Raw genomic sequence first — 21,448 nt, 5'->3', positions numbered from 1 at the left:
CCGTCGGCGCCTCATGCCCCTGTCCATGCGTTTTTTCGCGCTGTCGCGATGGCCGCGCCGTGTCTCATGCTCGTTCCTCTTATCGTTGCCTGCGCGCTCTTCATGGAGAACATGGATTCCACCGTGTTGTCCACCTCGTTGCCGTTGATCGCGAGGGATTTCGGCGAGAGCCCGATCACGCTCAAGCTCGCGCTCACGACGTACCTCATCAGCCTGGCCGTCTTCATTCCGGTGAGCGGCTGGATCGCCGATCGCTTCGGCACGCGCAACGTCTTTCGCACCGCCATCGGCGTGTTCGTTCTCAGCTCGATCTGCTGCGGCATTTCCACGAACTTGCCGGAGCTCGTGATCGCGCGCTTCATGCAAGGCATGGGCGGCGCCATGATGGTGCCGGTAGGACGCCTCGCCCTGCTCAAGTCCGTGGAAAAGCGCGACATGGTGCGCGCGCTCAATTACCTCACGATCCCCGCGCTGGTCGGCCCCGTGCTCGGGCCACCGCTGGGCGGCTTCATCACCACGTTCTGGCACTGGCGCTGGATTTTCTTCATCAATATCCCCATCGGCGTACTCGGCTTCGTTCTCGCCACCAAGTACATTCCCGATCTCTACGAGGAAGACCTGCCGCCGCTGGACGTCAAGGGTTTCGTGCTGTCGGGTCTCGGCCTGTCCATCCTGATGCTCGGCCTCTCCACCATCGGTCGGCACCTGATTCCCACACCGCTTGCGCTGGGCCTCGTCGCGCTGGGCGCCGGTCTGATCCTGGGGTATCTGCGTCATGCAAGAGGCCTGACGCATCCGCTGCTGCGGCTCGACCTGTTCCGCATTCCCACCTTCCGCGCGGGCGTGGCCGGCGGCACGTTGTTCCGCATCGGGGTGGGCGCCACCCCGTTCCTGCTGCCGCTGATGCTGCAACTGGGTTTCGGCATGACGCCCATGGAGTCCGGCGCGCTAACGTTCATCTCGGCCGCGGGCGCCATGTTCATGAAGACGCTCTCGCTGCGAATCCTTCGACGCTGGGGCTTCCGGCGCGTGCTCATGATCAATGCGCTGATCGCATCGGCCACCATCAGCGCCTACGGCCTGTTCACCGCGCAGACGTCGCACCTGGTGATTCTCGGCACGCTGCTGTTCGGCGGCTGCTTCCGTTCGTTGCAGTTCACCAGCCTGAACGCCATCTCCTACGCCGACGTTCCGGCGAACCGGATGAGTCAGGCGACAAGTCTGGCCAGCGTCGCCCAGCAGGTCTCGCTGACCCTCGGCATTACCATCGGCGCGGCCGTACTGCAAACGTCGTCCTGGCTGCACGGGCGCGATCACGTGACGAACGTCGACTTCCCCTGGGCATTCCTCGTCGTGGGGTTCGTCGCGATCAGCTCGACGGTGTCGATCGCCCGGCTCGAACGCGACGCCGGCAACGAACTCGCGCAACGCAACGCCCGCTGAACGCGCACGGCCCAAAACCAGAACGCCCGGGACATGACGTCCCGGGCGTTTCGTTTTCGTGGCTCGTGCGCGCGCTTCGCGAGGCTCAGCGGAAGATCACCGTCTTGTGCCCGTTGAGCAGAATGCGGTGCTCGGCGTGATACCGGACCGCGCGCGCCAGCGCCACGCATTCCACGTCGCGGCCGATGGCGGTCAGTTGCTCGGGGTCCATGGTGTGGTCCACACGCTCCACTTCCTGCTCGATGATCGGACCTTCGTCGAGGTCGGACGTAACGTAATGCGCCGTGGCCCCGATCAGCTTCACGCCGCGATCGAAGGCCTGGTAATAGGGCTTCGCGCCCTTGAAGCTCGGCAGGAACGAGTGATGGATGTTGATCGCGCGGCCGGCGAGCTTCTTGCACAGATCGCTCGAGAGCACCTGCATGTACCGGGCGAGCACCACGAGGTCCACGTTGTTCTCCTCCACGAGCTCGAACACCTTCGCCTCCTGCGCCGCCTTCGATTCCGGGGTGGCGTTCATCAGCGGCAGATGGTGGAACGGAATGTTGTAGCTCGCGGCGAGTTGGTAGAAATCCTTGTGATTCGAGACGATCGCCGGGATTTCGATGTTGAGCTGACCGGTCTTGTAACGGAACAGCAGATCGTTCAGGCAGTGGCCGATCTTCGAGACCATGAGCAGCACGCGCGGCTTGATGGCGGCATCGACCAGCTCCCATTGCATTTCGAACTGCTCGGCGAGCGGCGCGAAGTCGCGTTGCAGCGAGGCGAGATCGGTCTGGCCCGGGAGCTGCTGGAAATGCACGCGCATGAAGAAGCCGCCGGTGAAGCGATCGTTGAACTGGGCCGAGTCGAGGATGTTGCCGCCGCGCTCGACCAGGAAACCGGCCACCGTGTGGACGATGCCGGGACGGTCCGGACAGGACAACTTCAGAATGTAGCTATTTTCGATCGGTGCCATGATTGCTCCTGGGCAAAGGCTTGCAATGTCGTTGCAGTGTTGAAATTCTGTAGGTTCGGCGGCCGGTGGACCGCCCTCGTGGCGTGCGCCGCGCCAATGCGCGAAGCCGGAGTCGCGCGATCGCGCGCTATTCTTCCGCCGGCTTGAACAACGCCTCGATCCCGGGGCAGTCCTTTACGCGAATGGCGCCCTCGCGAAGCAGGAAGTCCAGGCTCGCGAGGCTCGCATCGACGGTCATCTTGCCCCGCGCGATCACGTCGCGCACGTCGCCGGCCGAACACAGCCAATGCGCGCTCGCCTCGCCGTCCTGATTCACGGGCACGAAGCCGCGCGGCAGCGCGAGATCGTAGACGAAGATCTGCTCGGACTGCACGCCCTCGGGGATTTCCGCGAGGATGTGCAGCGTGCGGCCCGGCCGCGCCTCGTTGGCGAGATGCGCCGGAATGCCCGCTTCTTCCCAGCACTCCTTCACGAGCGTGTCGCCCACGCCGATGCCGTTGCCGATACCGCCCGCCGCCGCATTGTCGAGACAACCGGGGTCGGTCGCCTTGAGGACGCTGCGCCGTGCAATCCACATCTTCGGCGCTTCGCCGACGAAGCGCGCCGGCACGAAGCCGTTCACGTGCACGGCGAACGTGCGCGTGCCGAAAAAGCGCGATGCCGCCCGCTCGATCCACGCCAGCGGGGCGTCGTACAGCCGCTGGCGAATCGCGTAGCGCTCATTGCGCCAGCCGGTAATGCGCCCCTCGGCAGCCAGCGTCTCGACCACCGGAGCGAGGGCCGCCGTGCGGGCTTCGCACGTGTCGTGGCGCGGATGGATACGCACCGCGAGCGAACTGATCTCAAAGACGTCGGGCCAGCGGCACAACGACTCGACATCGCTACGGCGTACCCAGCCATAACGCTGCGAACCGATCACGAGCGGCAGATGTGCCCTGTCGTCGAAGCGGCGCGCCGCCGCAATACAAGCAAAAGACATACGTCAGAGACCGGACGCGGCCCCCATCCGAGGCACGCGAAATCGAGGCAAAAGCGGCATTTTACAGAAGCGGCGGCGAGTACGCCCGTGGCAGCGATTTCCCGGGACGCGAAGGCGGCGCCATGGTCCCGATGCCGGACGTGCGGGACGATCCTGCCACGGCCGCCATCGTCGCTACCGCCAGGCCCGCCCCGGGGCCACTGCGCGGCGAACGCAAGGGCTCAGGCCTTGACGCGCTCGCCCGCGGGATCGTACAGCGGGCGCAGTTGCACCCTTGCGTCGATCAGTTCGCCGGCCAGATCGACCTGATAGCGGCCCGTCCCGACATACGCCGCGCTTACCGCCTCGTCGGAATTCGTCACGAATGCCAGCCCCACGGGCGCGTCCACGGTGTGACCGTAGGCTGCCGAACTGATCGAGCCGACTGGCCGGCCGTCGCGCAACACGGCTTCACCGCCCCACAGCATCTTGTCTTGAGCGCCGTCGAGCACCACGCTCACGAGTCGACGGTGCACGCCGTTCGCGCGGGCCTGTTCGACGGCGGTACGTCCGATGAACGGGTGCCCGCTCGCCAGCTTGCACGCGAACGTCAGCCCGGCCTCGACGGGATTGGTGTCCGGCGTGAGCTCGCGGCCCCACGCGCGATATCCCTTCTCGATACGCAGCGATTCGATCGCGAAGTAGCCCGCGTCCTTGAGCCCCAGCGCCCCGCCTGCCGCGTGCAGCGTCTCATACACCCCCACGGCGAACTCGACCGGCACATACAGCTCCCATCCCAGTTCACCGACGTAGGTCAGGCGCGTCGCACGCACGGTTGCATAGCCAAGGTCGATCTCGCGGCTCGTGCCGAACGGAAATGCCTCATTGGAAAAATCGGCCCTGGAGACTTGCTGCAACAGCGCGCGCGAGTTCGGCCCCATCAACGCCAGGACCGCATACTGTCCCGTGACGTCGACCACGGTGCAGCGCGCGTCGCCCGGCAGGCTCGCGATGCGTCGCTCGAGATAATCCATGTCGCGCGTGGTCTGCGCCGAACCGGTCACCATCAGGTACTGGTCCTGCGCGAGGCGCGTGAGGGTGAAGTCCGATTCGTAGCCGCCGCGCTCGTTGAGCATGGCGGTATAGACGGTGCGGCCTGGCGGCACGGCGACATCGTTGGCGCACAAGGCTTGCAGTACGGCCTCCGCGTCGCGCCCCTTGATGAGCAGCTTCGAGAACGAACTCATGTCGAACAGCGCCACGGCTTCGCGGCACGCACGATGTTCGGCGCCGCTCCAGGCATGCCAGTTCTGCTGGCCGAAGCTGTAGTCGATGCGTGCCTGCGCGGGCGTCGGCGCGAAGAAGTTGGGCCGTTCCCAGCCCATCTTGCTGCCGAAGCACGCGCCCTTGGCCAGCAGCGTGGCGTAGAGCGCGGAACGCCGGAACGGCCGTGCGGTATCGAGTTCACGGTTCGGCCACGGCATGGCGTAGTGCAGCCCGAGCGTCTCCTTCACGCGATCGTGGAGCCAGGTGTCGTTGCCGTTGAAGCGCGCAAAGCGGCGAATGTCCACGGGCCAGAGATCCATCGTCGGCTCCCCGGCCACGATCCACTCGGCGAGCGCCATGCCGGCGCCGCCCGCCGACGCGATACCCATTGAGTTGAAGCCCGCGCCTACGTAGAAATTGCGCAGCTCCGGCGCTTCGCCGAGGATGAAGTTGTTGTCCGGCGTGAACGATTCCGGCCCGTTGTAGAACTGGCGTATCTGTGCGGTCTCGAGCGCCGGCACCCGCATCAGCGCGTTCTCCATCAGGATCTCGAACTGGTCCCAGTCGTCGGGCAGCAACTGGAACTCGAAATTCTCCGGAATGCCGTTCATGCCCCACGGCTTGGCGTTCGGCTCGAAGCCGCCCATCACCAGCCCGCCGACCTCTTCCTTGAAATAGATGTAGCCGTCGGGATCGCGCATGACCGGCAGATCGGTATGCACGCCCGGGATGGGCTCCGTGACAATGTAATAGTGCTCGGCCGAATGCAGCGGCACGGTCACGCCGCACATGCGGCCGACCGCCTTCGCCCATTGCCCCGCGCAGTTCACGACAATGTCCGCGTCGATGCGGCCGGTCTCGCCCGCCTTGTTGCGCCACGACACGCCCGTCGCCGTGCGCACGCCGTTGGGCGATGCCGTGTGGATGTCGGTGATTCGCGTGTTCTCCGCAATGCGCACGCCTCGTTGGCGTGCTCCGCGCGCGAGCGCCTGCGTGAGATCGGTCGGATTCGCCTTGCCGTCGCCCGGCAACCAGACCGCCCCGATCAGGTCGTCGGTGCGCATCACCGGCCAGAGTTCGCCCGCCTCGCGCGCGGAGATCACATCGCATTGCACGCCATAGGCGCGCGCCACGGCCGCCGTTCGCTTGAGCTGCGTCATGCGCTCCCGCGTGCGCGCCACCGACAGCGAGCCGCACGCCTTCCAGCCGGTGCCCAACCCCGTCTGCGCTTCGAGCTCGCTGTAGAGCTTCGTGGAGTAGCGAATGAGCTTCGTCATGCTCTCCTGCGAACGCAGCTGGCCGACCAGCCCCGCCGCATGCCACGTCGTGCCGCAGGACAACTGCCCCTGCTCGAGCAGGACGACGTCCGCCCAGCCAAGTTTTGCCAGGTGATAGGCGACGGAACAGCCGACGATGCCGCCGCCGACGATGACGACGCGCGCGTGCGTGGGCAATGCTGAAGTCATGGGGAGGCTCCCGGGTTGGCCCGCGTCGATCCGGCGATCGCGTCACGGGCGATGTCGTGTGCGATGACGCGAGATTACGCAAAGTGAGCGCCATTTGCAATAATTTGCAAAATAACGACAAGCAATGCAACATCGCATGCATCGACATTGCCGTGACATCAACACCGGAATCGACCTGTGGCCAGGCGCCCCGGACCTGCCCGCCCGGACTACCTCGTGCTCAGGCGTCGTCCGAACGTCGCAATACGGCCAACAAGCGCTCGCCGGCCTGTGCGAGCGTGCCGTCGTTGGCGACGACCGAAAGCGGCACGCCGTCGGGCGGCGACCACTCGACGCGATGCGCCACGCGCTTGTGCAGGGCATCGCCGGTTTCGCGTCCGCGGTTCGCGAGCCGCTGTGCGCGCACCTTGGGATCGACGCGTATCTCGACCAGGTGCAGGCGCTCGCCATAGCGACGCACGACCTGCGGGAGAAACGCGCGCGAACCGTTCACGACCACGCTTGCCCCCGCCGCCATCCACGCGTCGATTTCGATGCCGATGCCATACCGGCAATCGTGGCTCTCCCAGTCGAGCGCAAAGCATCCGAGCGAGCGCCGCTGCGCAAATTCCTCGCCGGAAAGTGCGATGTGGTTCTCGCCGTCGGTCGGTGCGCGCGTGATGTAGCGGTGCGCGAAAAGTATCGGTGCGTTGCCAAGCCGCTCGCGCGCGTAGCGCAGCAACGAGTCCTTGCCCGCACCCGACGGCCCCATGACGTAGAACAGGCGTGCGCGATTCATGCCCGGCCCCCCAGCGCGAAACGTTCATGCAGCACAAACGGCGCGCCCGGCGCGGGCTCGACGAAGATCGCCAGACTGTCGACGCACATCGGCCCGAGGGTCTGCACGCGCGGCTGCCACCAATCGACGATCGCCGCGGCATCGGACGTGCCCACGCGGTCGGACAACGTCATGTGGAAACGAAATTCGTCGAACACGAACGGATAGCCCCATGCGGCGAGATATTCCCCTTGCCGCGAAGACAACGACTGCGCCCGGCGCTTCGCCGTTTCGGCGTCGGTCAGCGGCGCGCGCAATGTTTCGAATGCGCGCACGCAGTCTTCGGCGAGCACGTTGACCGGCGTCGCGCCAGCGCCCGGGCATAACGCAACGAATCCCGCGAAATCGGATCGCTGACCGCTCCCGGCAGGCAGCACCCCGGGGCGCATGGCGAGCGTGAATGGCCCATGGCGTGCCGCCACCGCGAGCGCGACTTCGCGCAGATCGCCGAGTCGGGCGCCGGGCGCCAACCTCATCGGCGCCTTGAGCGTGCCGTGCCATCCGTAGCGACGCGCATCGACAGTCGCATCGTGCACCGTGCACGAGAGGCCCGGCACCTTCGGCGCATCGAGAAAACGCCCGGTGATCGCATCGCGACCGAGCCAGCGGCTGCCTTCTTCCCACCAGCGCCCCGCTTCAGGCGGTGCGTAGTAGATGGCGAAGCGTGCAGTCGACAGGTCCCACGGCGTTCGCCCGCTCATTGCGCGTCTCCCTGCACGACGAGCTGCATGCGGTCGGCCGGGAAATAGGCGATACCGTACTTGATCGGCTTGCCGGCTTCGTCCACATCGGTACTCTCCACGCTCAACACCGGCTGCTGACGATTGATGCCGAGGTGACGTGCCATGTCGGCGTCGGGCAGACGCGCGCCGATGCGGCTCTCGCGACGCGTGTAGTCGGTCACGCCGAAGCCGGCGAGCGCGGCGCTGATCGACGTTTGCTGCGCCAGAACCTCGGGAAAGTCGGGAAAGCGCGACGCCGGGAACCAGTTCTCGCTGTAGGCAAGCGGCAGCTCGATGCCCTGCGCGTCGAGGCTGCGGCGCGTGAGTTCCACGCGATAGACGGGCGCGCCGACGGGCAAATCGAGCGCCTGCGCCACGCTGCCGTCGGCCGCCATCTTCTGCGCCGACAGCATCTGCTGCGCCGTCTTGAGATGGTTCTGGGAAAGATTCTCGGTAAAGCGCGTGCGACGGCCGATCACGTAACCGATCGCCCCCGCCTGCACGAAGGTGCCACGCCCGTGCTCGACACTCACGAGCCCCTGTTCCGCGAGCCCGAGGATCGCGCGCCGCACGGTGTGCCGATTCACGCCGAAGCGCTGCGCGAGGTCAGTCTCGCTGGGCAGACGGTCGTCAGGCGAGCCCTCGCCGTATCGGCGCTGGCCGATTTCCGTGGCAAGGATCTGCGCAATCTGGCGCCAGACGGCGACCCCGCCGCCCCGTTCGAGTTGTGCTGTCATCAAGTTGACACCCGGCAAAGTTGTAATGAGTTCGCGTGCATTACCCCATTCGATGTCATCGCGATCATACACACGTCTATACGACTAGACAATCATGCCAAGCACCGCATCCGACCCCATGCCTGACGCAGGGCATCCTGCCGCGCCGGACCGCGCGGAATGGCTCGCACTCCTCGCCCGCGCCACGCGCAACGAGCTCGACGACGCCATCGCCAGTTGTCCCGACGTCCCCGACTTCGTCTGGTTGCGCGCACCGCAGACCGGACTTGTGATGGTCCAGGGCCGCGTCGGCGGCAACGGCGAGCGCTTCAACCTGGGCGAGACGACCGTCACGCGCTGCACCCTGCGCCAGCACGACGGCATCGTCGGCACCGGCTACGTGCTCGGCCGCGACGCCGGGCGCGCCGCGCGCGTGGCGCGTGTCGACGCGCTCATGCAGATGCCGCGGCATCGTCACACGATCACCGCCGGTGCGCTGGCGGCCATCTCGCGGCGACTCGCCGCGACAGCCGCGCAGCTCGACGCCGATACGGCCGGGAGCCGCGTCGAATTTTTCACCATGGTCCGGGAGGCCTGAATGTCAATGACATCGATGCCCGACTGGTCGCAACTGCAACCCGGATTCGTCGATCCCGTGCATGACGCGCAAGGCGTATTCCGTGCCGTGCTCGACGCACTGGCCCGGCCGGGCCGGTTATGCAGCGTGGGCAGCCGGCTCGCGCCCAGCGAGCAAGCCAGCGTCGCCGCGCGCGCCGTGCTGCTCGCGCTGGCCGACGCAACCACGCCGGTCTGGTTGCAATCGCCGCTGCCCGAAGTCGCGAGCGCTTTGCGCTTTCATACGGGGGCGACACTGCTGAGCAGCGAGTCCGAACTGGCCGGCGCGCAGTTCGCGCTGCTCACCGATCCCGCGCACTGCCCGCCGCTCGAGCGATTCGCCTTCGGCACGGCGGAGTCGCCGGAGCACAGCGCCACGCTGATCGTCGACGTGCCGACGCTCGCGGCCGGGCACACCGCCCCTCGCGACCAACATTTCAACAGCACACTGGCACTGCGGTTGCGCGGGCCGGGCATTGCCTCGCACGCCGACGTGAGCGTGGGCGGGCTCGACGCGGCCTTCTGGCAGTCGCGCGCCGCACTTGCGCCGCGCTTTCCCGCCGGACTCGATCTGCTGATCGCCGCCGGCGACCGCCTGCTCGGTTTGCCGCGCACCACCCACGTGGAGGTTTGCTGATGTATGTGGCCGTCAAAGGTGGCGAACGCGCCATCGAAAGCTCCTGGGACCTGCTCGCCAGGGCGCGACGCGGCAACCCCGACGTTCCCGCGCTCACCGTCACGCAGATCCGCGAGCAGATGCGTCTGGCCGTCGCGCGCGTGATGAGCGAAGGCGCGCTGTACGACGAGACGCTTGCCGCGCTGGCCATCAAGCAGGCGGCCGGCGATCTGGTCGAAGCGATCTTCCTGCTGCGTGCGTATCGCACGACCCTGCCCCGACTGGGCACCACGCGCGCCGTCGACACGGCCGCGATGCGCCTGTCGCGCCGCGTCTCCGCCACGTTCAAGGACGTGCCCGGCGGCCAGACGCTCGGTGCCACATACGATTACACGCAGCGCCTGCTCGATTTCTCGCTGCTCGACGAAGACGAGGTGCACGACCTCGACGCACACGATACGCAGCGAACCAGCCCCGATGCCGCGGTGGGATGCCCGGCGGACGGCGTTGCGCACGGAGCAGGCCCCACCGTGCCTCCCCTCCTCCCCATTCCTCGCGTGACCGACATCCTGCAGCGCGACGGCCTGCTCGAGACATCCGCGCACGCCGATAACGACGACCCCGAGCCGCACGACCTGGTGCACTCACCGCTCTTCACGCCCGCGTCGCGCACGGCCCGCCTGCAAAGCCTCGCACGCGGCGACGAAGGCTTCCTGCTTGCCCTCGGATATTCCACCCAGCGCGGCTACGGTAACGACCACCCGTTCGTGGGCGAGATCCGCATTGGCCATGTGGCCATCGAGATCGTGCCCGAAGAGCTCGGCTTCGCCATCGACATCGGCGAAATCGCCGTGACGGAATGCCAGATGGTCACGCAATTCGTCGGCAATCGCGAAGTGCCACCACAGTTCACGCAAGGCTACGGCCTCGCCTTCGGCCACAACGAACGCAAGGCGCTGGCCATGTCGCTCGTCGACCGCGCCTTGCGCACGCAGGAGCTCGGCGATGAGGTCACCTCGCCCGCGCAGCAACAGGAATTCGTGCTTTACCACAGCGACAACGTCGAGGCCTCGGGCTTCGTGCAGCACCTGAAGCTGCCGCACTACGTCGACTTTCAGGCGGAGCTGGAACTCGTGCGACGGCTGCGCGCCGAGCACGCCAGGACGCATGGACCGTCGGGCCCCGGCGCTCCGACCACACAGGAGGCCGCATGACCCGCGACGCTGCATCCGACATGTCACCACGCGCATCAGCCGGCCTGCCCACGGCCGATGGCTACAACTTCGCGTTCCTCGACGAACAGACCAAACGCGCGATCCGCCGCAGCCTGCTCAAGGCCGTGGCGATTCCCGGCTATCAGGTGCCGTTCGGCAGCCGCGAGATGCCGCTGCCGTATGGCTGGGGCACGGGCGGCATTCAGGTGAGCGCCGCCATCATCGGCGCCGGCGACACGCTCAAGGTGATCGACCAGGGTGCCGACGACACAACCAACGCGGTGAACATTCGCCGCTTCTTTGCGCGCACTGCCGGCGTGGCCACGACGACACGAACGTCCGACGCCACGATCATCCAGACGCGTCACCGCATTCCCGAAACCCCGCTGCGGGAAGGCCAGATCATGGTTTATCAGGTGCCGATGCCCGAGCCGCTGTTCCGGCTGGAGCCGCGTATCGCGCAATCGCGCAAGCTTCACGCGCTCGGCGAGTATGGCCTCATGCGCGTGCGGCTGTACGAAGACATCGTGCGCCACGGTGCGATTGCCACCACTTACGACTATCCGATCATCGTCAATGGGCGCTATCTCGCGTCGCCCTCGCCGATCCCGAAGTTCGATAACCCCAAACTCCATATGAACCCGGCGTTGCAACTGTTCGGCGCGGGACGCGAGCGGCGTCTGTACGCGATCCCACCCTACACCCCTGTCGAGAGCCTCGACTTCGACGATCACCCTTTCGAGATTCAGAAGTGGAACGCGCACTGCGCGCTGTGCGGCGCCACCGACAGTTTCCTGGACGAAGTCATTACCGACGACGCGGGCACACGCATGCACGTCTGCTCCGACAGCGACTACTGCGGGCGCCGCACGAACGACAGGGAGGCCGCATGACGCCGTCGACGAATCCATTGCGGCAGGTCGAACGGCACGATGCGATGCCGACGCAGGCACCCCTGCTGCGCGTGGCGGGGCTCGGGAAACGGTACGGCGATCGCATCGGCTGCGCGGACGTGACATTCGACCTGTGGCCGGGTGAAGTGGTGTGCGTGGTGGGAGAATCGGGTTCGGGTAAGTCCACTCTCCTCGATGCGCTGGCGCTGCGCCATGCGATCGATACCGGTTCGCTGCACTATCGCGACGCCGACGGTGCGCTGCACGACCTGGGAACGCTCGACGAGGCGCGCAAGCGCCATCTGCTGCGCACCGAGTGGGGCTTCGTGGAGCAGAACCCACGCGACGGGCTGCGCATGAATGTCTCCGCGGGCGGCAATATCGGCGACCGGCTGATGGCGGTGGGCGCACGCCACTTCGGCGACATCCGCGCCAAGGCCCGCCACTGGATGGCGCAGGTCGAGCTCGACCCGGCCCGCGTCGACGACATGCCCGGCGCGTTCTCCGGCGGCATGCAGCAACGTCTGCAAATCGCGCGCAATCTCGTGACCGAGCCACGCCTCGTGTTCATGGACGAGCCGACCGCCGGGCTCGACGTGTCGGTGCAGGCACGCCTGCTCGATCTGCTGCGCTCGCTCGTGGAGCGCCTTCATCTTGCCGCCATCATCGTGACGCACGATATCGGCGTTGCACGCCTCATCGCACACCGCCTGATGGTGATGCAGGCGGGCCGCGTGGTCGAGGCGGGCCTCACCGATCAGGTGCTCGACGACCCGCAACATCCCTACACGCAACTGCTGGTCTCCTCGGTACTTCCCGTATGACGCGCATGCTTTCCTCGAACGACACAACGACGCCCCAGGCATCCGTTGGGCTCGCCATGCACGAGCACGACGTGATGCTTCGTGCGAAGGGCCTGCGCAAGGCGTTCGTGCTGCACGCCCAGGGCGGCGCGACCATTCCGGCGCTCGACGGCGTGGACCTTGCCGTGAGGCGTGGCGAATGCGTCGCGCTCGTCGGCCCCTCGGGCGCGGGCAAGAGCACGCTGCTGCGCTGCCTCTATGGCAACTATCTCGTCGGCGAGGGCCGCATCGAGATTCGACATGACGACGGCAGTGCGCAGCGCTGGGTGGACCTGAGCACGGCGAACGCGCGCGAGGTGCTCTCGGTGCGCCGCACCACGCTCGGCTACGTCAGCCAGTTCCTGCGCGTGATTCCGCGCGTGAGCGCGCTCGACATCGTGGCCGAGCCGCTGCGCCGCCTCGGCTGCGACGACCGCGACGCCGCGCAGCGCGCATGTCATCTGCTCGATCGCCTGAACATTCCCGAGCGGCTCTGGTCGCTCGCTCCGGCCACGTTCTCCGGCGGCGAGCAGCAGCGCATCAACATCGCGCGCGGTCTCATCGCCGTCCCCCCCGTGCTGCTACTCGACGAACCCACGGCATCGCTCGACGCGTCCAACCGCGCCGTGGTCGCGCAACTGATCGTCGAAGCGCGCGCGGCCGGCAGCGCGATCGTCGGCATTTTTCACGACGAGGCAACCCGCGACGAAGTGGCCACGCGCACGCTGGCCATGCGTCCCGTGCTGCGTCCCGCTCATTGATTTCCGGAGTTTGTTCATGCTCATCAAGAACGCCCGCATCGTCACACCGGAGACCACCTTCATCGGTGTGGTCGAGGTGCGCGAGGGTCGCATTCACGGCGTGGAGGAAGGCACCACGCAGGTGCCCGGCGCCGTCGACTGGGAGGGCGATCATCTGCTACCCGGACTGGTCGAGCTGCACACCGACAATCTGGAGAAGCATCTCGCGCCGCGCCCCGGGGTGATCTGGAACACGCACGCCGCGTTTGCCATTCACGACGCGCAGGTTGCGGCGGCCGGCATTACGACCGTGTTCGACTCGCTCGTGCTCGGCGAGCGCGACGCTTTCGGTCTACGCAGCCGCAAGGTGCAGAACGCGTGCGGCCAGGCACTGCTCGACACGGCCGCGGCCGGTCTGTTTCGTGCCGAGCACTTCCTGCATCTGCGCTGCGAAGTCGCCACGCGCGACGCCGCCGACGCCTTCGCCGAAATGTGCGAGCACCCGCTGCTGCGCCTGGTCTCGGTGATGGATCACACACCGGGGCAGCGCCAGTGGCACGACCCGGCGATGTACCGGCAGTACCACGAGCGCAACGGCAAGGTGTCGGACGAACACTGGCGGGCCATGCTCGCGGAGCTCATCGCGCAGCAGGAGGCGTTCGCGCAGCCGCACCGCCGTCGGATCGTGGAGATGAGCCGTGCGCGCGGGCTGCCGCTGGCGAGCCACGACGACACGTCGCTCGACCACGTGGCCGAAGCGGTGCGCGACGGCGTGGCGCTCTCGGAATTCCCGACGACGCTGGACGCCGCGCGCGGCGCGCACGCCCACGCGATCGGTGTGATCATGGGCGCACCGAACATCGTGCGCGGCGGTTCGCACTCGGGCAACGTAGCGGCGGCCGATCTCGCGCGCGAAGACGTGCTCGACATACTGTCGTCGGACTATGTCCCGTCGAGCCTGCTGCAAGCGGCCTTCCAGTTGCACACCGACATCGGCTGGACGTTGTCGAAGGCAATGCGCACGGTGTCGTGGAATCCCGCGCGCTCAGCGGGCCTGGCCGATCGCGGCGGCATCGTGCCCGGCCTGCGCGCGGACATGGTGCGCGTGGCCGTGCGTCCCGGCATGCCGCCGGTGCCGCGCGCGACGTATCTCATGGGGCAACGTATCGCATGAGGCTCACGTCTGTCGGAGCGGTGTCGCGCACGTAGTCCTTCAAGATATAGTTGGCGCAATCCGTGTCCAGTTCAACGCCAGCGTGCGGTGCGATGATGGCGTGGCTTGCGTCATCGTCTCGGCTTTGTTCGGCCGACGCAACGTTTGCCCAATATCCATCAGTCGCCACGATCCATTGCGCATCCCCTTCGATCTTGAGCCGCGACATTTCCGGAGATTCGAATCCGCGCCGTGCGCGGAGCGTTCTGGTGACGATATGCCGAGACACTGGGCGTTGGTCGCCATAGCGAAAAACGCCACTTTCAGAATATGTATGCGGTCGCGATACCCAAAGGACCCTCCCTGACGCGAGCTGCAGCCCGACACGGCAGTCGCCACAGGTCAGCGTTGTGGCGTTGCCTTCACCGTCCAAAAGCAGAGCCGCATAGCATGCGCGTTCATGAAGGTAGCGCCTGACATCCAACCCGCCATGGGCTTCGCGCATCGCCGACACAACATCGTCCGCTGACGGTGCCTCTTGCGACAGCAAGCCGGCAATGCTCGTCAGCCAGGCGCCATTGAACTCAACGCCCAATGCGCCGTGGTCCGTCGCGTCCATCACGACGACCAACATATACTCGCTCGAGCGAAACATCCCGCACGCGTCACGATTTTCCATTTTGGACATGCCTCGTCGGCTGCACCAACGCATACCCAGCGTGCACGGCGAGTTCATGTCAGGCCGTTCAAGGAAATAATGCGTGCGACTCTCCCGGCGATCTCGCGCTCGCGACCATCATCTCCATTGGCGGCCGCTGCGATCGCGTATTCGAAGTCCCGGTGTCCCGTCAGTGCTCGCAACTGGGTCGAGACATAGACTCTCAAATCGGTTGGCGCAGCGAGAAGTTCGTCAAGGAGTTCCGCTCGCCCATCAATCAGCGTCAGGATGTCCTCGATATCCTGGCTCATCAGTGGGTCTCCCTTGCCTCGGGATAGGTACGCTTCGATCTTCGTGGCCACGAAGTATGCTGGTGCCACGAGCTTGATGCTCAATCCGTTCGGCAACGCCAGCGTTGAGACGAAGTTCGATGTGCGCTTGCATACCATTGATTCGAGAATCCCAGAATATCTGGATCGTCCGGCATGAAATCCACACGCAGATCGTCAAGAAACATTGCGCAAATCGGCCCGTCCTCGTCCATCCGCTCCCGAAATCCCGCCCCCCTCAAGCGATCCACCATCGCGTGCCAACCCGCGGTGCTGATGACGTGAACGATCAGATCCACATCGTCGGTATGACGCACCTGCTGTTTAGTGAAGTCGTCTGTCAGAAGCAATGCCGTTGTGCATCCTCCGACGAAAGCAACCTCATCGCATATCGGCTGCCCCATTGCGGATGCGACTGCGCTGATCATGCCGAGATGATCTTCGTAAGTAGCCATGCTCACCCTCGTAACAGAGCTTCCAGTTTCGATGCGGCCAATTTCTTTTCCCGCGGTTGTCCGATTCGAATGGAATCGACCAACGCCAACATGGCATAGAGATCGGCGTCGACGCGAACCGCTCTTGGAACGGTCCGGAAAAGCGGCTCGACGGCCAGCCCGGAAGTATCGCCCTTTGGGTCAGGCCATACCGGGACGAAATCCGTGCCGGCACGCAACGCGCCGCCGAAAATAGGCGCCGTCAATCCGGTGGCGATCCCCCGGGTCATCTCGCCCATGGAAGCGGGGAAAACGTACCGGATACCGAACGTAATGAACTCACAGAGTGCTTTCGTGTTGACGACCGGATGACCGGCTTCCACGGAGAGTTTCGCAAGCCCTGATCGGTAGCACCGCTGAAGAATGTTGCTAATCTCTGATTTGCTGATACCGGTCGCCACTGCCAGCGAGCGAACACTGTACTGTTCATGCAGGGAGATTGCATGAGCACGAGACCGGGAAACACTCCCGGACTTCTCGTCGGACCAGTCATGCCGCTCGTCTTCGACATGCGCGCTGGAATCGAGCACGGGGTTCCCCGGGTCGCTCAGCTCGTCACCGCGAACCGAACGCCGGGATAGCGATACAAGCTTGAGAAGCAGAAATATGTCTTGACTTTTCAAGTTGGCCCTCCATGTTTCGTCCACTGTCCATGGACAGAGGACATGTTATTTTTTCACGCATCGAAATGTCAAGTCCCAAGCCCGCGCACTGGCGTCGTGAATCCAATCGCGAACGGGAGTCCGCGCGACAAAAAAATCAAAGGGCGCCGAAGCGCCCTTTGTTCCATTCCCTGGCCCGGCCGGGTGCCGCGATGTCAGATCACCATCTTTCGCACGCGCGCCGAGAACACGTCGATGCAGGTGACCACGACGATCATGATCAGCATCACGGCGCATGTCTGTGCGTACTGGAAGCTGCGGATCACTTCGTAGAGCACCACGCCAATGCCGCCCGCACCCACCATGCCCACCACCGACGCCGAACGCACGTTCGACTCGAAGCGGTACAGCGTGTACGAGATCCACAGCGGCATGACCTGCGGCAGCACGCCGTACAGGATTTCGTCGATGGCCCGCGCACCGGTCGCGCGAACGCCCTCGACCGGACGCGGATCGATGGCCTCCACCGCCTCGGCGAAGAGCTTCGAGAGCGTACCCGTCGTGTGCACCCATAGCGCGAGCACGCCCGCGAACGGCCCCAGTCCCACGGCCACGATGAAGAGCATGGCAAAGACCATCTCGTTGATCGCGCGGCACGCATCCATCACCCGGCGCACCGGCTGATACACCCACGCAGGCACCATGTTGGACGCGGAGAGCAACCCCATCGGAATCGAGCACACCACCGCCAGCGCCGTGCCCCACACCGCGATGTGAATCGTCACGAGCATTTCGTGAACGTAGACGCGCCAGTCCTTGAAGTCCGGCGGGAAGAAATCATGCGCGAACTGGCTCATGTTGCCGGAATCGCGAAACAGATCGAGTGGACGCATGTCCGCGCCCCCCCAGGACCACACCAGAATCAGAAAGAACGCCCCCCAGCCGATCAGGGACAACCACGAACGCTTGGGCGGCTCGCCCGGCAGACGGCCATTTGCAGTGAGGGGAACGCTGGTGTTCATGTCGAGTACCACAGGTCGTACCGGTCGCCGCGCCGTGCGACGCCACCGGCGAAATTTCGTTCGGCATCGACGCCGGCGGGCCGTACCACACGATCCACGGGCCCGCCGGCTTCGATGGCAGGGCAGCAGGCGCCGCCCTGCGAGACAACGTCGAATTGCGTCTGCATCGATGCATTTGCGAGACGCATGCCGCTGACGTCGTATGACTTACTTCGTCTTGGCGATTTGCTGATCGAGCGCAGCAAGCTTGCTGTCGATGTCGGCCAGTTGCGCCTTCTTCTTCGCCGCGTCCACGCTCGTATCGGCTTCGAGCTGCGTTCTCTGCTTGAAAAGCTCGAGCTGGCGGATCGGCAGGAGTTGGGCATCGGACGACGCGCGGAAACCGCCGTAGTTGTAGATGTTCTTGAGCACTTCCTTCTCGTGCGCATCCTTGCCGTAGGCGAGGAAGAAGTCACGAATCTTCTTCTTGGTCGCGTCCGGCAGGTCCTTGCGCCACAGCAGCGGGTCCGACGGGATCAGCGGCGACTTCCAGATCACGTGCACCAGCTTGGCCTTCTCCGGCTGCGTGGCTTCGAGCTTGTTGAGCTCTTCGGTATTGTTCGTGGCCACGTCGACCTGATTGTTGATCACGGCCATGAGGTTCGCGCCATGGTTCGAGCTGCGTGCGGTCTTGAAGTACGTGCGCGGGTCGATGTTGTTCTTGGCGAACACGTAATAACCCGGCACCAGCGTGCCCGACGTCGAGGTCGGATCGCCCAGGCCGAAGTTGATCTTCTTGCCGTTCCTGATCACGTCGTCGAGCGTCTTGTACGGGCTCGACGCGTTCGAGATCAGCAGCGAGTAGTAGCCTTCGGTGCCGTCGGCGTACTGGATCTTCGCGAAGACTTCGCCCTGCGAGCGGTCCACGGCCTCCATTGCGCCCTTGTTGCCCATCCATGCGAGCTGCACCTTGTTGAAGCGCATGCCTTCGATCACGCCGGCGTAGTCCGTCGCGAAGAACGGCGTCACCTTCAGACCCGTTTGCTTCTCCATATCGTCGATCAGCGGCTGCCAGCGCTGGCGCAACGCCGCGCTGGAGTCCGTCGAGATAATGCCGAAGTTGATTTCCTGCGCGTGTGCCGCCGCTACCGAGGCGATCATGGCCGCGCCGGCCAGCAGGGTTTTCCACAGTTTCATGAGAGCAAGCTCCTGGTCAGTTCAGGCTTAGGGACATCGAAGTGAGAAAGGGCGCCTGCTCGTCGGCAGGCTCGGCGTGCGTGCCGACGCCCGTGCTTTCCGGGCTATCGGCGGATTCGTTGAGCAGCTCGCCCGCCTGCACGCCGTAGAGGCGGCGCAGCAGGTCGGGCGTGAGTGCCGCGGACGGACCGTCGTACACCACGCGCCCCTGATGCAGCGCCACGGTGCGCACGCAATAGCGCATGGCCACATCCACCTGGTGCAGCGAGACGACGACCGTCAACTTGTGATCGCGGTTCATGCGCGCGAGCATGTCCATGACCTTGCGCGCGGACTCGGGGTCGAGCGAGGCGATCGGCTCGTCGGCAAGAATGACCTTCGCGCCCTGCACCAGCGTGCGCGCCAGCGCCGCACGTTGCTGCTGGCCGCCGGAGAGCGTGCTCGCGCGCTGAAATGCCAGATCGGCGATGCCCACTTCAGCCAGCGCCGCGATCGCCGCCTGACGCTCGGCCGACGTGAAACGGAACAGCAGGCTGCGCCACAGCGGCACGCGGGCAAGCAGCCCGGTGAGCACGTTGGTGATCACGGGCAGACGCCCCACAAGGTTGAACTGCTGGAACACGAAGCCGATGTCGCGACGGATCTGGCGCACTTCGCGCACGATGCGGCCATCCCGCTGGATGGGGCGTCCCAGGACTTCGATACAGCCCGGCTGCGGGTCGGCAGCGACGAAGCCGGCAATGTGACGCATCAGCGTCGACTTGCCCGAGCCCGAGGCGCCGATGAGGGCAATCATCTCGCCCGGCATGACTTTGAGCGCCACCTCGTCGAGCGCGCGTCGGCCGCTTCCGAAAGTCTTGGTCAGTCGCTCGATTCGAATCGCTTCGTCCACGGTTCACCTGTCATTCAGTTCGCCTGCCGGGCAGTGCGCCCCGTGAGGAATGCACGCCCCCCCCCGAAGGGATGCATCCCCAGCGCCTCCGACTAGCTGTTTTGTGGCAATTTGTGCCAAAAGTGAACGCAGTCTAAAAAGCGTCGATGACACCACGGTGACAATCGACCAGCTTTTTCGTGGACGTCGAAAACCCTTATCAGGTCAATGATTTGGGAGCGCTTGCAGGCGCATGGGAAGGGCTGCCTCACGGGCGTCACAGTCGCGTCGGACGCACGGCTGCGCCGACATCCGATGCGTCGAGGGGCGATTTTGTCTACACGTTCTTCCAGGCGACGAGCGATGCCGCGACCGGGTCGCTCCACACGCTGCGCGCATCAGGCGATCAGCAGCTCCGGGCCGCGGGCGCGCAATTGCGCGAGCATGCTCTTGTGAGGCGCGGCGTCGCTGATGAGATAGCGCGCGGCCTCGAAGTGGCGAATCCGTACCGGCGTGACGCGCCCGAACTTCGTGTGATCCGCCACCACGGCGGCGACGTTCGCACATAGCAACATGCGCGCACGCAATTCGGCCGCCGCACGATTGAAGTCGGTGATGCCGCCATCTTCGGTCACGCCGCCTACCCCGATGAAGGCGAAATCGGCGTGATACTGCGCGATCTGGTTGATGGCGTCCCAGCCCTGCACGGCGTCTTCATTGTCCTGCAGCTCGCCGCCGAGCAGCGTCACGCGGTTGTCATGGTGACGCCCGAGGAGCCGGGCGATCTGCCAGTCGTTCGTGTAGACGCGCAGCCGATGCTTGGAGAGCAGCGCCTGCGCCACCGCGCGCGTGGTCGTGCCGTAATCGATGATGACCGAGGCGCCGTCGGGCACCAGTTCCGCCGCACGCACGCCGATGGCCCGCTTGCCCACCGCATTGACGTTCTCGCGCAATGTCCAGTCCGGCTCGCTGCGATCGGCGGCCAGCGCGCCACCGTGCGTCATGAGCAACAGCCCGCGGGCGGCCAGCGTATTGAGGTCGCGCCGCACGGTCTCTCGCGAGACACCCAACTCGCGCACGAGGTCGCTGATCGCGAGCGCTCCGGTCCTGGCAAGTTGTTCGAGCACGTATTGTTGGCGTTGTTCGGCAAGCATGATCGGGCAATGTCGGTTGGACTACGAAATCTTGATGGCGTGACGGACGACGGGTCGGGAACCCGCTATCCCTGCAACGCGACGCGCAGCCCCAGGCCGATGAAGATGGCCCCGGCCACACGATCGAGCCAGCGTCCCGCGCCCGGGCGACGCTTGAGCCACCCGCCCAGCACCCCGGCGAACCAGCCATATGCGCTGAAGACGACGATGGTCTGCGCCATGAACACGAGACCCAGCACCAGCATCTGCCAGCCGGGATGCGCCGCGTCGGCGCTCACGAACTGTGGCAGGAAGACGAGGAAAAACAGGGTGACCTTCGGATTGAGCATGTTCGCGAACACGCTCTGGCGAAACACCGCGCCGAGCGGCTGCGGGGCCGCGCCGCCGGCCAGGGTCATGGCGCCGCGCGCACGCAGTGCCTTGATGCCGATCCAGACGAGATAGGCCGCCCCCGCGAGCTTGATCGCCTCGAATGCCCACGGCGACGAGCGCAGCACGGCAGCCAACCCCACGGCCGCGACAGTCGTGTGAAACAGGCAGCCGAATGTGAACCCCGCAGCGGCCGCCAGGCCGGCACGACGGCCCTGCGCAATCCCTCGCGCGATGACCTGCATGTTGTCCGGGCCCGGCGCGAGCGTGATCGCCACCGAGGTCAGCAGAAACAGCCAGAGATTGGGCATCGGAAGATCCGGGGCGTAGTTGGCGGGGTGGGCGCAGTCAGGT

Annotated in this window: 24 protein-coding genes; 8 read left to right on the top strand and 16 right to left on the bottom strand. The window is 65.5% G+C overall.

Annotated elements, in window-relative coordinates; translation table 11 throughout:
* Positions 1-66: 66 nt before the first annotated feature.
* Positions 67-1,443: an MFS transporter gene (locus tag W930_RS0112020; RefSeq protein ID WP_080685123.1), complete on the top strand. Its 1,377-nt coding sequence runs from the start codon at positions 67-69 to the stop codon at positions 1,441-1,443.
* A gap of 85 nt (positions 1,444-1,528) precedes the next feature.
* Here W930_RS0112020 and purU read toward each other — a convergent pair whose 3' ends face one another.
* From purU to phnF, 6 genes are all read right to left on the bottom strand, one after another.
* Positions 1,529-2,401 carry a formyltetrahydrofolate deformylase gene (purU, locus tag W930_RS0112015; RefSeq protein ID WP_023597732.1) on the bottom strand — a complete coding sequence of 291 codons (873 nt, stop codon included), beginning with the start codon at positions 2,399-2,401 and terminating at the stop codon, positions 1,529-1,531.
* A gap of 127 nt (positions 2,402-2,528) precedes the next feature.
* Positions 2,529-3,380 (bottom strand): NUDIX hydrolase family protein, encoded by an 852-nt coding sequence (locus tag W930_RS0112010; RefSeq protein ID WP_023597733.1) that lies wholly within the window; start codon positions 3,378-3,380, stop codon positions 2,529-2,531.
* A 221-nt stretch (positions 3,381-3,601) separates the two neighbouring features.
* Positions 3,602-6,091 carry an FAD-dependent oxidoreductase gene (locus tag W930_RS0112005; protein ID WP_023597734.1) on the bottom strand — a complete coding sequence of 830 codons (2,490 nt, stop codon included), beginning with the start codon at positions 6,089-6,091 and terminating at the stop codon, positions 3,602-3,604.
* Positions 6,092-6,311: 220 nt separating this feature from the next.
* A complete protein-coding gene (phnN, locus tag W930_RS0112000; protein WP_023873001.1) occupies positions 6,312-6,869 on the bottom strand; it encodes a phosphonate metabolism protein/1,5-bisphosphokinase (PRPP-forming) PhnN in 558 nt (185 codons plus the stop codon).
* Positions 6,866-7,609, bottom strand: a complete 744-nt coding sequence (locus tag W930_RS0111995) for a DUF1045 domain-containing protein (RefSeq protein WP_023873000.1) — start codon at positions 7,607-7,609, stop codon at positions 6,866-6,868. The genes phnN and W930_RS0111995 overlap by 4 nt, the downstream gene beginning before the upstream one ends.
* Entirely contained in the window at positions 7,606-8,367 is a 762-nt protein-coding gene (gene phnF, locus W930_RS0111990; RefSeq protein ID WP_023597737.1) for a phosphonate metabolism transcriptional regulator PhnF, read from the bottom strand. The genes W930_RS0111995 and phnF overlap by 4 nt, the downstream gene beginning before the upstream one ends.
* 94 nt (positions 8,368-8,461) lie before the next feature.
* Here phnF and phnG point away from each other — a divergent pair, with 94 nt between their 5' ends.
* From phnG to W930_RS0111955, 7 genes are read left to right on the top strand one after another with little or no spacing between them, the layout of a single operon-like run.
* Entirely contained in the window at positions 8,462-8,944 is a 483-nt protein-coding gene (gene phnG / locus W930_RS0111985; protein WP_023872998.1) for a phosphonate C-P lyase system protein PhnG, read from the top strand.
* A complete protein-coding gene (gene phnH / locus W930_RS0111980; RefSeq protein WP_023872997.1) occupies positions 8,945-9,598 on the top strand; it encodes a phosphonate C-P lyase system protein PhnH in 654 nt (217 codons plus the stop codon).
* Entirely contained in the window at positions 9,598-10,791 is a 1,194-nt protein-coding gene (locus W930_RS0111975) for a carbon-phosphorus lyase complex subunit PhnI (RefSeq protein ID WP_023872996.1), read from the top strand. Before phnH ends, W930_RS0111975 begins: the two co-directional genes overlap by 1 nt.
* A gap of 20 nt (positions 10,792-10,811) precedes the next feature.
* Positions 10,812-11,684: an alpha-D-ribose 1-methylphosphonate 5-phosphate C-P-lyase PhnJ gene (locus tag W930_RS27165; protein ID WP_023872995.1), complete on the top strand. Its 873-nt coding sequence runs from the start codon at positions 10,812-10,814 to the stop codon at positions 11,682-11,684.
* Between the two features lie 44 nt (positions 11,685-11,728).
* On the top strand, positions 11,729-12,508 hold the full coding sequence (gene phnK / locus W930_RS0111965) for a phosphonate C-P lyase system protein PhnK (RefSeq protein WP_036641368.1): 780 nt from the start codon (positions 11,729-11,731) through the stop codon (positions 12,506-12,508).
* A 56-nt stretch (positions 12,509-12,564) separates the two neighbouring features.
* Positions 12,565-13,287: a phosphonate C-P lyase system protein PhnL gene (gene phnL / locus W930_RS0111960; protein ID WP_028731001.1), complete on the top strand. Its 723-nt coding sequence runs from the start codon at positions 12,565-12,567 to the stop codon at positions 13,285-13,287.
* A 16-nt stretch (positions 13,288-13,303) separates the two neighbouring features.
* Entirely contained in the window at positions 13,304-14,440 is a 1,137-nt protein-coding gene (locus W930_RS0111955; protein WP_023872992.1) for an alpha-D-ribose 1-methylphosphonate 5-triphosphate diphosphatase, read from the top strand.
* On the opposite strand, the gene W930_RS0111950 is transcribed toward W930_RS0111955, so the two are convergent.
* The 10 genes from W930_RS0111950 to W930_RS0111910 form a co-directional block, all read right to left on the bottom strand.
* Positions 14,418-15,107 carry a hypothetical protein gene (locus tag W930_RS0111950; protein ID WP_145929421.1) on the bottom strand — a complete coding sequence of 230 codons (690 nt, stop codon included), beginning with the start codon at positions 15,105-15,107 and terminating at the stop codon, positions 14,418-14,420. The two genes, W930_RS0111955 and W930_RS0111950, sit on opposite strands and share 23 nt — an antisense overlap.
* Positions 15,108-15,151: 44 nt before the next feature.
* Positions 15,152-15,388 (bottom strand): hypothetical protein, encoded by a 237-nt coding sequence (locus W930_RS30670; RefSeq protein ID WP_200873093.1) that lies wholly within the window; start codon positions 15,386-15,388, stop codon positions 15,152-15,154.
* A gap of 80 nt (positions 15,389-15,468) precedes the next feature.
* Positions 15,469-15,861 (bottom strand): hypothetical protein, encoded by a 393-nt coding sequence (locus tag W930_RS30665; RefSeq protein WP_200873092.1) that lies wholly within the window; start codon positions 15,859-15,861, stop codon positions 15,469-15,471.
* Positions 15,862-15,863: 2 nt separating this feature from the next.
* On the bottom strand, positions 15,864-16,523 hold the full coding sequence (locus tag W930_RS0111940) for a MarR family transcriptional regulator (RefSeq protein ID WP_023597747.1): 660 nt from the start codon (positions 16,521-16,523) through the stop codon (positions 15,864-15,866).
* Positions 16,524-16,717: 194 nt separating this feature from the next.
* A complete protein-coding gene (phnE, locus tag W930_RS0111935) occupies positions 16,718-17,524 on the bottom strand; it encodes a phosphonate ABC transporter, permease protein PhnE (protein ID WP_023597748.1) in 807 nt (268 codons plus the stop codon).
* Complete coding sequence (locus W930_RS0111930) at positions 17,521-17,712, bottom strand: hypothetical protein (RefSeq protein WP_023597749.1); 192 nt, start codon at positions 17,710-17,712, stop codon at positions 17,521-17,523. The genes phnE and W930_RS0111930 overlap by 4 nt, the downstream gene beginning before the upstream one ends.
* 19 nt (positions 17,713-17,731) lie before the next feature.
* Positions 17,732-18,700: a phosphonate ABC transporter substrate-binding protein gene (phnD, locus tag W930_RS0111925; protein ID WP_023597750.1), complete on the bottom strand. Its 969-nt coding sequence runs from the start codon at positions 18,698-18,700 to the stop codon at positions 17,732-17,734.
* Positions 18,701-18,716: 16 nt separating this feature from the next.
* Complete coding sequence (phnC, locus tag W930_RS0111920) at positions 18,717-19,592, bottom strand: phosphonate ABC transporter ATP-binding protein (RefSeq protein ID WP_023597751.1); 876 nt, start codon at positions 19,590-19,592, stop codon at positions 18,717-18,719.
* A 377-nt stretch (positions 19,593-19,969) separates the two neighbouring features.
* Positions 19,970-20,725, bottom strand: a complete 756-nt coding sequence (locus tag W930_RS0111915; protein ID WP_023597752.1) for a DeoR/GlpR family DNA-binding transcription regulator — start codon at positions 20,723-20,725, stop codon at positions 19,970-19,972.
* Between the two features lie 65 nt (positions 20,726-20,790).
* Entirely contained in the window at positions 20,791-21,405 is a 615-nt protein-coding gene (locus W930_RS0111910) for a LysE family translocator (RefSeq protein ID WP_023597753.1), read from the bottom strand.
* Positions 21,406-21,448: the final 43 nt, after the last annotated feature.

The organism is Pandoraea sp. E26, assembly GCF_000681415.1.
In the GTDB taxonomy this organism is placed as follows: Bacteria; Pseudomonadota; Gammaproteobacteria; order Burkholderiales; family Burkholderiaceae; genus Pandoraea; species Pandoraea pnomenusa.
Note: the sequence above shows the minus strand (reverse complement) of the source record. Positions and strands in the feature narration are given on the sequence as shown.

What these genes read in the sequence shown, in the direction of transcription:
- W930_RS0111995 (WP_023873000.1), bottom strand. Translation starts at nt 7,609, where the DNA reads ATGAGCGGGCGAACGCCGTGGGACCTGTCGACTGCACGCTTCGCCATC.
- phnH (WP_023872997.1), top strand. Translation starts at nt 8,945, where the DNA reads ATGTCAATGACATCGATGCCCGACTGGTCGCAACTGCAACCCGGATTC.
- W930_RS0111955 (WP_023872992.1), top strand. Translation starts at nt 13,304, where the DNA reads ATGCTCATCAAGAACGCCCGCATCGTCACACCGGAGACCACCTTCATC.
- phnE (WP_023597748.1), bottom strand. Translation starts at nt 17,524, where the DNA reads ATGAACACCAGCGTTCCCCTCACTGCAAATGGCCGTCTGCCGGGCGAG.
- W930_RS0111915 (WP_023597752.1), bottom strand. Translation starts at nt 20,725, where the DNA reads ATGCTTGCCGAACAACGCCAACAATACGTGCTCGAACAACTTGCCAGG.
- W930_RS0111950 (WP_145929421.1), bottom strand. Translation starts at nt 15,107, where the DNA reads ATGTCCAAAATGGAAAATCGTGACGCGTGCGGGATGTTTCGCTCGAGC.
- W930_RS30665 (WP_200873092.1), bottom strand. Translation starts at nt 15,861, where the DNA reads ATGGCTACTTACGAAGATCATCTCGGCATGATCAGCGCAGTCGCATCC.
- W930_RS0112020 (WP_080685123.1), top strand. Translation starts at nt 67, where the DNA reads ATGCTCGTTCCTCTTATCGTTGCCTGCGCGCTCTTCATGGAGAACATG.
- phnD (WP_023597750.1), bottom strand. Translation starts at nt 18,700, where the DNA reads ATGAAACTGTGGAAAACCCTGCTGGCCGGCGCGGCCATGATCGCCTCG.
- W930_RS0111910 (WP_023597753.1), bottom strand. Translation starts at nt 21,405, where the DNA reads ATGCCCAATCTCTGGCTGTTTCTGCTGACCTCGGTGGCGATCACGCTC.
- W930_RS27165 (WP_023872995.1), top strand. Translation starts at nt 10,812, where the DNA reads ATGTCACCACGCGCATCAGCCGGCCTGCCCACGGCCGATGGCTACAAC.
- phnF (WP_023597737.1), bottom strand. Translation starts at nt 8,367, where the DNA reads ATGACAGCACAACTCGAACGGGGCGGCGGGGTCGCCGTCTGGCGCCAG.
- phnL (WP_028731001.1), top strand. Translation starts at nt 12,565, where the DNA reads ATGCACGAGCACGACGTGATGCTTCGTGCGAAGGGCCTGCGCAAGGCG.
- W930_RS30670 (WP_200873093.1), bottom strand. Translation starts at nt 15,388, where the DNA reads ATGAGCCAGGATATCGAGGACATCCTGACGCTGATTGATGGGCGAGCG.
- phnG (WP_023872998.1), top strand. Translation starts at nt 8,462, where the DNA reads ATGCCAAGCACCGCATCCGACCCCATGCCTGACGCAGGGCATCCTGCC.
- W930_RS0112010 (WP_023597733.1), bottom strand. Translation starts at nt 3,380, where the DNA reads ATGTCTTTTGCTTGTATTGCGGCGGCGCGCCGCTTCGACGACAGGGCA.
- phnN (WP_023873001.1), bottom strand. Translation starts at nt 6,869, where the DNA reads ATGAATCGCGCACGCCTGTTCTACGTCATGGGGCCGTCGGGTGCGGGC.
- W930_RS0112005 (WP_023597734.1), bottom strand. Translation starts at nt 6,091, where the DNA reads ATGACTTCAGCATTGCCCACGCACGCGCGCGTCGTCATCGTCGGCGGC.
- purU (WP_023597732.1), bottom strand. Translation starts at nt 2,401, where the DNA reads ATGGCACCGATCGAAAATAGCTACATTCTGAAGTTGTCCTGTCCGGAC.
- phnK (WP_036641368.1), top strand. Translation starts at nt 11,729, where the DNA reads ATGCCGACGCAGGCACCCCTGCTGCGCGTGGCGGGGCTCGGGAAACGG.
- W930_RS0111975 (WP_023872996.1), top strand. Translation starts at nt 9,598, where the DNA reads ATGTATGTGGCCGTCAAAGGTGGCGAACGCGCCATCGAAAGCTCCTGG.
- W930_RS0111930 (WP_023597749.1), bottom strand. Translation starts at nt 17,712, where the DNA reads ATGCGTCTCGCAAATGCATCGATGCAGACGCAATTCGACGTTGTCTCG.